This is a genomic window from Streptomyces sp. NPDC008238, from assembly GCF_042956445.1.
In the GTDB taxonomy this organism is placed as follows: Bacteria; Actinomycetota; Actinomycetes; order Streptomycetales; family Streptomycetaceae; genus Actinacidiphila.
The window spans coordinates 1-9,579 of the sequence record NZ_JBIBGK010000060.1; the positions used below are offsets into that span (position 1 = coordinate 1).

At 68.7% G+C, this 9,579-nt stretch carries 8 protein-coding genes and 1 pseudogene; 5 read left to right on the plus strand and 4 right to left on the minus strand.

All coding sequences use genetic code 11. The annotated features are described in order from the left end of the window. Positions 1-133: 133 nt before the first annotated feature. Positions 134-547 (minus strand): restriction endonuclease, encoded by a 414-nt coding sequence (locus ACFZAU_RS41485; protein ID WP_500556557.1) that lies wholly within the window; start codon positions 545-547, stop codon positions 134-136. Positions 548-660: 113 nt separating this feature from the next. Here ACFZAU_RS41485 and ACFZAU_RS41490 point away from each other — a divergent pair, with 113 nt between their 5' ends. Together ACFZAU_RS41490 and ACFZAU_RS41495 are read left to right on the plus strand one after the other, a co-directional pair. Continuing rightward, the gene (locus tag ACFZAU_RS41490) at positions 661-888 is read left to right on the plus strand and encodes a hypothetical protein (protein WP_500556558.1); all 228 of its coding nucleotides are present in this window, start codon (positions 661-663) and stop codon (positions 886-888) included. Positions 889-1,940: 1,052 nt separating this feature from the next. Further along, on the plus strand, positions 1,941-3,230 hold the full coding sequence (locus ACFZAU_RS41495; RefSeq protein ID WP_500556559.1) for a L,D-transpeptidase: 1,290 nt from the start codon (positions 1,941-1,943) through the stop codon (positions 3,228-3,230). Between the two features lie 1,097 nt (positions 3,231-4,327). On the opposite strand, the gene ACFZAU_RS41500 is transcribed toward ACFZAU_RS41495, so the two are convergent. Together ACFZAU_RS41500 and ACFZAU_RS41505 are read right to left on the minus strand one after the other, a co-directional pair. Next, positions 4,328-5,344, minus strand: a complete 1,017-nt coding sequence (locus ACFZAU_RS41500) for a DNA polymerase Y family protein (RefSeq protein ID WP_500556560.1) — start codon at positions 5,342-5,344, stop codon at positions 4,328-4,330. Positions 5,345-6,021: 677 nt separating this feature from the next. Further along, positions 6,022-6,297, minus strand: coding sequence for a hypothetical protein (locus tag ACFZAU_RS41505; protein WP_500556561.1), 276 nt, complete (start codon positions 6,295-6,297; stop codon positions 6,022-6,024). 987 nt (positions 6,298-7,284) lie between these two features. On the opposite strand from ACFZAU_RS41505, the gene ACFZAU_RS41510 reads away from it, so the two are divergent. Next, positions 7,285-7,803 (plus strand): hypothetical protein, encoded by a 519-nt coding sequence (locus tag ACFZAU_RS41510; protein WP_500556562.1) that lies wholly within the window; start codon positions 7,285-7,287, stop codon positions 7,801-7,803. 185 nt (positions 7,804-7,988) lie between these two features. Here ACFZAU_RS41510 and ACFZAU_RS41515 read toward each other — a convergent pair whose 3' ends face one another. Continuing rightward, a complete protein-coding gene (locus ACFZAU_RS41515) occupies positions 7,989-8,156 on the minus strand; it encodes an HAD family hydrolase (RefSeq protein ID WP_500556563.1) in 168 nt (55 codons plus the stop codon). Between the two features lie 260 nt (positions 8,157-8,416). Between ACFZAU_RS41515 and ACFZAU_RS41520 the strand changes: the two genes are divergently transcribed. After that, positions 8,417-9,007, plus strand: coding sequence for a flavodoxin family protein (locus ACFZAU_RS41520; RefSeq protein ID WP_500556564.1), 591 nt, complete (start codon positions 8,417-8,419; stop codon positions 9,005-9,007). Positions 9,008-9,355: 348 nt separating this feature from the next. Further along, a pseudogene (locus ACFZAU_RS41525) lies at positions 9,356-9,579 on the plus strand (RNA polymerase sigma factor SigF); the annotation flags it as partial.

Below are 9,579 nucleotides of genomic sequence, written 5' to 3' on the forward strand. Positions count from 1 at the left end.
AGACGACACGACACACCATCCCTCCCGCCGAAGCACCAATCTCACGCCTGACCAGCGGAAACGCAGCTACCACCTTCGGAAAGACAACACCTTCTGAGTCCTGATCGCCTGCCGGTATGCCGCACGTGGGGCCTCAGCGGAGGTCTTGGGGGTGCCAGCCCGCGGGGAGTTTGGGGAGCCCGATGAGGGCATCGATGCCCAGGTGCTCTTTGAGGAGGGCTTTGAGGCCACGGCCGTCGATGAGTTCCATGCGGCCGGTGCGTTGGGCGAAGTCTTTGCTTGCGGTGCCGAAACAGGAGGTGGTGACGAGGATGCCCTTGGCGGCTGCCTTGTCGTGCATGACCCCGGCCAGGGCGCGGACGGCTTCGGCGGGGACGACGTTTTTGTAGCGCTTGGCCTGGATGATGCACAGGCCGCCGATGATGGGGTCCTCGTTGGTGGCGACCGCGTCGATGCCGTCGTCGCGGGAGGCCTGGGTGACCCAGGCCTTGAGCCCGATGGCCTCGAACAGGCGACGCACCAGGTGCTCGAACTCGGTGGGGTCCAAAGCGCCAGGTCGGGGCGGCTGTCCAGGCCGGCGACGGCGTCGATCTCGTCGACGAACTTGTACTTGCTCAGGTCGAAGGTGACCACGGGCCGGACCGGCTCGAGGTCGTAGGGGTGCTGGGAGACGATCGCGTTCAGGTGACGCAGGCACAGCACCGGGTCGAGTTCGGGTTCGTCCAGGACCAGTTCGTCGAAGGTCTCGCGGTCGGTGCGGACGCTGACCAGGCACGGGCGGACGGCCTTGCCGGTGGCCCGGTCTTTCGCCTGCACGTGCCCGTTGAACGCCACCGAGGCCACCACAGCGGGCGGGGTCGCGGCGAGGACCTCGTCTACGGCGCGTAGGGCGAGGCGGGCGACGAGCTGCTTGTACAGGTCCTTGGCTTCGGCTTCTTTCCGCGGCTGCGGCACCACCGCCGGCGGGTCGGTGGCCTTGTACCGGTAGCTGGCCGCGGAGGGGATCACGTCCTGCCCGGGCAGGTCCACATCCACCATCAGCTCACGGGACTCCGGCGCATACGCCAGCCGCCACGTCCGGCGCGGCCCCGCCGGATAGCGGCAGCCGGCCAGCACACCCTCCACCGCCTCCACGAACGCCGTCGCCCCGTCGGCCAGCGCCCGCTCCACCGCCCCACGGTGATCATGCAGGCCGGGGAGCGGTCCACGAGCACCCTGCTCAGCGCCACCTCGAGGGCCTGCACCCACCGGTCCGCTCCACCGCATCAGCCTTCAACAGCTCGACCTGCTCCTGCTTGGCCAGCCGCGCCGCCAGCCGCACGCGTTGCGCTCGCTCCTTCTCCTTCTGCTCAGCCGCCCTCTCGCGCGAAGCCTGCCGACGCGCCAAATCCCGCTCGACCTGCCCGGACGGGCACAGAAACCCCCTGCCCAGCCCGATCGACGACGCCGACGCACGCCTCGCCTACGTTGCCGTCACCCGGGCCCGCACCCGCCTCGATCTCGGCGGCCTGGAATGGATTCACGAACATCCCGACGGGAACCTCCCGGGGTGACTATGGAGCGGGAGACCCCTTCGATGACACTCGCCCGCCCAGGTTCCGGCGTGCAGCCTTTTGTCTCGGGTGACCGTACTGTCCGTCGTGGGTGATGCCGATTCTTCTTGTGGATGCGCTTGAGTGCTGCCTCGGTGCATGGCCCAGGACCAGCTGTCCGGTTTCCTGACTGGGCGGACACGTTCAGTAGCGAACACATTTCGGCTACCGGCGGGAACTGGCACCGCGGCGGCAGTTCTCGCTCGTGTTCTTCGCCACATATCTGCCCAGCTGAGTCACGCCCGCAGAGCCGCACAGGTCGTACTTAGGCAAAGCGAGGTTCAAGCTTGCAGTCTGCAACGTGTGAGCGAGCCGGAAAGTCGTTTGCCTAAGACATTGGAGATTTGTGTGAAGCGCGCTGAGACCGGCACAGTCACCGACACGATTCCCTCCCGCAGGCGGCGAGCCGGGCTGGCAGCTCTGGCGCTGCTCGCCGCCGGGGCGATCACTCTGACCGCGTGCGGGGGCGACAAGTCGGGAACCGCCGGTTCCGACAACAACGTCAAGTCGCAGGACTCGGTCGACGAGCAGGCGGCCAAGGACGCGTCGGACGCCCGAATATCGATCATCCCGAAGACCGGCGCCGACAACGTCAGCATCAACACCGGTGCCAAGGTGCAGGTGACCGAGGGTGAGCTCACCAGTGTCGTGATGACCTCGGTCGCCGACGGCTCCGAGGTCGAGGGCACGATCTCCGCGGACGGCACGAGCTGGTCCCCCAACGACCAGCTGGAGCGGGCCACCAAGTACAAGATCGCCGCCGCGGCGGAGGACGGCAAGGGCCGCAAGGCCGCCGAGAACTCCACCTTCACCACGGTCAGCCCCGAGCACAGCTTCATCGGCTACTACACGCCCGAGAACGGCCAGACCGTCGGCGTGGGCATGCCGGTCTCGCTCAACTTCACCAAGGCGATCGAGGACAAGAAGGCCGTCCAGTCGGCGATCTCGGTGACCTCCAGCAGCGGCCAGGAGGTCGTCGGCCACTGGTTCAACTCCACCCGGCTCGACTTCCGCCCCGAGGCCTACTGGCAGGCCGGCTCCACCGTGACCCTCAAGCTGAACCTCGACGGGGTCGAGGGCGCCAGCGGCGTCTACGGCGTGCAGGAGAAGACCGTCACCTTCAAGATCGGGCGCAGCCAGGTCTCCACGGTCGACGCCTCCACGCACCGGATGAAGGTCGTCCGGGACGGCAAGGTCATCCGCAACGTCCCGATCTCCGCGGGTTCCGACGAGAACACCACCTACAACGGCCAGATGGTGATCTCCGAGAAGTTCACCGAGACCCGGATGAACGGCGCCACCGTCGGCTTCACCGACGACGACGGCAAGGGCGAGTACGACATCAAGGACGCCCCGCACGCCATGCGCCTGACCACGTCCGGCACCTTCATCCACGGCAACTACTGGGGTCCCGACTCGGTGTTCGGCAACGCCAACACCAGCCACGGCTGCATCGGCCTGAACGACACCAAGGGCGCCAAGGACACCTCGACCGACGCCTTCTGGTTCTACAACAACTCACTCATCGGCGACGTCGTGATCATGAAGAACTCCAAGGACAAGACCGTCGACCCGTCCAACGGCCTCAACGGCTGGAACATGAGCTGGAGCGCCTGGAAGGCGGGCAGCGCGGTCTGAGACCGCCCCCACCCCGGACGGCCGCAGGGGCCCGGAACCGTGAGGTTCCGGGCCCCTGCGGCCGTCTGACGCACGAGTTCGGAACCTGGACACCCTCATGGTGTCGCCGCGCAACGCCGCGTGCCAACGAGGCGGGCCACAGCCGGTGACCTGAGGGGAAGTTGGCGTGGATGCGTGCGCGTAGATGGTCACTTCCCATTCCTGGAGGCCGGCCAGCGTGTAGTGCTCTGGTGCTCGGCCACCATCCCCGCGAGCCGCTTGCCCGATGGCCAGTGTTACTAACCGCCATGCGCGGGCAGAAACGGCCTGTTCAGCAGCCCGGCACTATTTCCGGAGCTCTGCGTGCAGGAACGCTTACCTGCAGACGCCGCTGACCCAGCGCCCGGTACCGGCCGGGGGCGCCCAGGGTTAGGGGAGGCCATGGCGGTGCAGCGTCCGCTTGCGACCCCGCCCGTGGCGCCGGACGGGGCCGCACTTGCAGAAGGCGACGCAAGGGTAGCGGCTGCACAGCGGGAGCAGCCCTGCACCAAGGCGGAGGCCTCCGCCGCATAGCTGACGAGCGACGGAAGCCCCCTTTTCTCATCATCATCGTCGCGGTCCCGCCGAGTGAAGCGGGCAGGCCCGCTTTTCCACGTTGCGACTGTCACCGTCGGGGTGCAAGCGGGTGGGCTGGTGTTCCGGTACCCGTGGCTGTACCCGAGTGCGTGAGCGGAGGTTCCGCCGGGGACTGGAATAGCCGGAGGGGACGGAGGCACAGGGCCTCGCGACCGCCAACCGCTCTCGGGTGCGCAAGGCGACCTTGGCGACCGCGACCGCGGCCGTCATGTGCCGGGCCAGCGCCTCCACCAGCAGCGCATACGGACGTGGGCCTTGCTCGCCGGCCCTGCAGGACATACCTGGCCGGTCGGCCGGCGGCGCCTGGAAGGCGCTGCAGGCGCCAGCCTGGTGCAGGGCCTGACGCCCAGGGCTGGTCGCCGGTCTCCACCTCGTAGATCTGCTCGCGGACCCGGCGTAGCTGCTGCAGCAGATGGAACTCGATCACGCGGAGGCGGGCGAGCTCGGTGGGCAGGTCGTCGTGCACGGGTCGCCGGCCTGGGTCAGGCGCTGTGGCGGCGGTGGGCGAGTGTTCCCCGGGTGACGGTGCCAGGTCCGAAGCGGGCATTGACCCGGTCGACGATCGGGTCCAGGCGCCGGCTGTTCTCCCGGCCAGGGTCGAGGCTGAGCTGCTGCGCTGCGCCAGCCGCGTCCGTCAGGTGCTCGAGGCGGACCGAGACTCCACGCACCCGGGCCCGTTCCAGCCCGAGACGCTCGAACACCGCCATCGCCGCGTCCCGCAGGTCGTCGGTGAACGCGCTCGGCTCGGCCAGGGTCCGGGACCGGGACACGCTGCTGCCACCGGAGAAGGACACGCCGAGCGTGATGACCCGGGCGACCTGACGGCGCTCGCGGAGCTGATGGGCGAGGTCCACCACGGCGTCGAGGATCTCGGTGCGTATCAGGTACGGGTCGAGGGTGTCGCGGCCCAGGACCTGTTGGGCCGAGATGCTCTGCGGCAGCTCGGCCGGGGTGACTGGGCGCGGGTCGATGCCTCGTGCCCGCTCATGCACCAGGCGCCCCTCCCGGCCGCCCAGGATCCGCTGCACCGTCTGCAGGGGCTGCCGCGCCAGGCGGCCCACGGTCGTCAGCCCGTACCGCTCCAGCGTGGCGGCCTGGACGGGCCCCACCCCGTACAGGTCACCGACCGGCAGCGGGTCGAGGAACGCGCGGACCGCCTGGTGATGGTCGGGGACGACTCGGATGCCGCCGCGGCTGGTATGCGCGGAGGCCATCGCCGCGACCGCCCAGGTGGCGGCCGCACCGATGCGCACGGGCAGGCCGGTCGCCAGCGCCCCGGCCCCGATCCGCTGGGCCAGCTCGTACGGGGTGCGGTCCCAGTACCGCAAGGCGCCGGCAACGTCGGCCAGCGCTGCGGTCGGCGGCAGAGGCTGCACCACCGGGGTGGCCTCACCTAGCAGCCCCAGCAGCTCCGCGTATTCGGCCTCGCGGACCGTGCGGTCCGCGCGCACGTGCAGAACGTGCGCGCCGAGTTCGGCGCGACGCGCATCGTCATGCATGCTCGCCGTCTCCACACCATTTATCGTACGTCCGTTCTATTTAAAGCGGATGGGCCGCTGACCTCCGGAGAAGACGCTCAGCCCATCAAGGACGGAACCTTTACCGCGGTGGCGCCCGCAGCGGCCGGGTGAGCAGCACACCGGTGACGGTTCTCCCGGCGGGCCCAACCCGGGCCTGCGGTGGTTGCCGGTTCCACGACCTCGCCGGCCCTGCCTCCGGGCGGGGCGGATGCCGTCGCGGCCCCAGCGGAGCATCGCACGGTGCCGTGCTCGCCCTGCCTACTGCACTTCCCGTGACGCGTGCCGGATGAATTGCTCATGGCGGTGCGGCACGCCAACGTGAGACATTCGAATTCGGCCTCGTCGGCGGCCTGGGCGAGCGGTCTGGTGGAGTCCAGCGCGGTCCGTGCGAGGTCGATGAGCTCGTTGCTGCCACGGCCCGGTCGGTCGTTGCTTGCGACGATGCGGCGTGCGCCAGGGGGTTCCTGGCCCAGGTTCCGCAGCAGAAGGGCGCCAGTGCGCCCCGCCGAGCTGAGCCACGGCCGGAGGATCACATGCCCAGCGGCGACATGATGTCCGCCTGCAGGCAGACCAGCCGTCCCTCCTCGCACAGTTCCACTGTCTCTTGGCAGGCAGGCGAGGATGCTCCTCGTCGCCTGGCGTAGGAGTGCGCGGGGTCAGGGGGTGAGGCGGGCGAGGGCGTGGTAGGCGGTGACGAGGGCTCTGTCGAGGTCGGTTTGGGAGATGGGGCCCAGGTGGGGGTGGGCGCACACGGTCCGGGTGCGGTGGAGGTGGGTTAGCAGCCGGATGGGCAGGTGGGTGTGCTGGTGGAGGTAGGCGATGGGGCGCTGGGAGGCAGGGGTGTGGAGGCGCAGGCGGTCCCAGGCGGCGAGGACGCGCAGGGCGTCGCGGGGGTTGAGCTGCTCCAGCCAGGCGTCGTCGAAGGGGGGCATGGGGTCCTCCAGGCAGGGACGGGCAGGGCCGCTGCGGGCATCTGCCGGTTTGAGGGGATGACCTCATTGCACCGGTAAACCAGGGATGTTTCCGCTGGTCAGAAGGTTATGAAAGACCTTCGAAGGTTGCTGGAACCCGTCGAAGGACGCCGGGTTCCGAGGGAAGGGCTGCCGGGCTACGCTGACGCCGCTGATCGAGACAACAGGGGGCGCGATGAGCGGACAGGGAGCTCTTCCCGACGATCCGGTAGAGGACCTTGCCCGATGGCTGAGGAGTTTGCGCAACAAGCGGGGGGCTCCGAGCCTGCAGACCATCGTTGGTCTGGTCCGTGACAATGATCCGACGTCGTCGCTGGTGATCAGCACGCTGAGCAACGCGTTCAACGGGCGTGCCTTACCGCAGTACGAGACGGTCATCGCGATCGCGAGGGCGCTGGGCGGCTCGCAAGGCGCTGCCGAAGCCGAGACTCGCTATGCCCAAGCCCGTGACCGGCGTGATGAGCTGGCCCGCGTCCGGCGTCACACCACCGCCAGCCGTGATGTCACATCCGGGACTTCGGGAGGTGACGGGCCGGCGGGGTCGGCCCGGACCGATGAGGTGGCTGCAGTGCCCGGCGGGCAGCCGCAGCCCGCAGTGCAGGAGCCGCGGCATGGTGAGGTGCTGCCTGAGGTACAGGGGGCCGCCCCATCTGATGCGGCCGAACGAGCTTTCACCGGCAATGAGGGCCTTGCGCGGTCCGGTTCACGGATGGAGCCGCTGCGGACCGGCCACGGCTGGGGCTGGCGGCGGACGGGGGTGTGGACGGGGGCGGTTGCGGCGGGTGCCGCACTTGTCGTGGTGCTGGCGTTCGTCCTGATGAACGGTCACTCCACGGATTCCACCGGCCGTAGTACCCGTTCTGCCACGCCTTCTGCGAAGTCCTCGCTACAGGCGGCTGGGGGCTCGCAGAGCACGGCCAAGCCCGGGCAGCCGTTGATCCAGGGTGGGTGGCGACCGTCCCATGCGGCTACACGTGGGCGTCAAAGGGCGAGGCCTCGAGCGGCAGCCATGAGATCCACATTGCGCCGCGTTCGACGCTTCAGGTCACCGCGCAGGCACCGTCACAGGCCGCGGTGTTGCTGATGGGGCTTCGTCTGGTGAACGTCAAGCGTCTGCCGATGCCCAACGGCGGGACGTACTCCAGCTACGGCCAATGCGGCGGGGACCAGGCCACGCGGTCCTACCGCGCGGTGCTGGATTCCCAGCCCCCAACGATCTCCAGCGTCGCTGCAGGAGACTTCGAGGCCACCATTGAGCCGGTGCCGCCACGCTACAAGATCAGTGACACAGACCCCGAGGTCTTCGAAGTCTTCATCACCAACACCACCTGTCTGTGCACCTTCTCCATCGCCGTGGACTGGGTGGCCGCGGGCAAGCCCGGCACCACACTCATCAACAATGACGGCAAGGGCTTCACCACGGTGCCCGACACCATCCCCGGCGCCCGCTGGGCCGTGCACGGCTGACCAACGAGGGGCTCGACAGCTTGCGCCAGCGGCAGCAATGTCAGCTCTTGGCGTTGGGTGTACGTGCGGTGCTCACTGTTCACCTCAGGAGGTCGGCAGCTTACGCCTGCCGCTTTGACCGGTCCGCGGGCGTCGTTCCCCCGGCGTAGGCGAATGCTTGCTGCGGCTCGGGCTGCTCGAAGACCCTACTGGCTGTCCTCGACTACCGCGCATGCCTCGGGTGTGCTCATCATCTGCTGCGCGGCGTGGAGGAACAGGTCACGGGCCGGCTGCCCACGCTTGATCTCGGTGACGCTGAAGATGCGGGCTTCGAAGCCTGAAGAGAGACCGGTGATCCCCAGTCTGAAACGCATGGAAGCATCCACATCCCGACGTGATGCTCTTCCATGTCTTCCGGAACGGTTCGCTGGCGGGGCTTGCCCGCGGTCGTGGATGGCGCGATCACCCGTGGTCGATACGGGAGTCGGCCCGGGTTGCGACACCGACCCTGCGACGTGCTCCTGGTCACAAACAGGCCGGATGGTGTCATGGCGGCGTGCGCTGTCCGGTCGTGCTGGGTGAGGGCTCCTCCCCCGTGGGGAGTCGGAAAGTCAACCGCAGGAGGAGCACGTCCATGACCGCACCCGCCGTCGCGATCGCCTATCACTCCGGCTACGGCCACACGACCGTCCTCGCCGAGGCCGTGCGTGACGGTGCCGCGGAAGCCGGCGCCGTCGTCCACCTCGTCAAGGTGGACGAGATCACCGAGGAGCAGTGGGCGCTGCTCGACGCCGCCGACGCCATCGTTTTCGGTTCGCCGACCTATATGGGCACGGCCTCGGGTGCCTTCCACCAGTTCGCGGAGACGACCTCCAAGCGCTGGTTCGTCCACTCGTGGAAGGACAAGCTGGCCGCCGGGTTCAGCAACTCCGGTGCCAAGAGCGGCGACAAGCTCCACACGCTGCAGTACTTCTCCATCCTCGCGGCCCAGCACGGCATGACCTGGGTCAACCTTGGCCTGCACCCGGGCTGGAACACCACCACCGCCTCCGAGGACGACCTCAACCGCCTCGGTATCTACCTCGGCGCGGGTGCCCAGACGCACACCGACGTCGGCGCGGACCAGGTCCACAAGGCCGACCTCGCGACTGCCGAGCACCTCGGCCGGCGGGTTGCCGAGCAGGCCCGCGTCTACGCGGCAGGACGGGCGGCCGTCGACGCCTGAACCACCGTTCCCGGACCCTTCGTGATCGTCACGCTGTCTCGTTTCGCGGCTGACCTGCGGTTCCCGCTGCCGGCCCCGCCCAGGCTGGGCTTTTTGTGCCCGCCCCGTCCCTGACCGCGGGCGGGTACGGACGGCGTCCTACGCACCTCGCCCTCCCCCTGGTGGTGACCTACGCATGGGGCCCTTACGCTCATTGGGTGGCGAGGCCTTCGGCCGCGGGGCGGGAGGGTGCGTGCGGTTTTCGGTTTCCCCTTTTGGGTCTTCTTTGCCGGTGTCCGCCTATGTGTCCACGGAGCCCGGGTAGGCGGACCGAACTCTGCTTGCTTGGTTGAGTGAAGGGACGCTGAGATGACGGTCGCACAGGTCGCAGACAGGCTGGTTGCCGGGCCGGGGCCGCAGTCCGCGGTGGAAGGTACTTCGACGGCGGAGCTCCGGCAGGTCTCCACGGCGTTGTTCGCCCGGCTGGCGGTGCTGGAAGAGGGCACAGAGGAGTACCAGTACGTCCGCAACACGCTGATCGAGATGAACACCTCGCTGGTGCGGTTCGCGGCGCGGAGGTTCTCCCAGCGTTC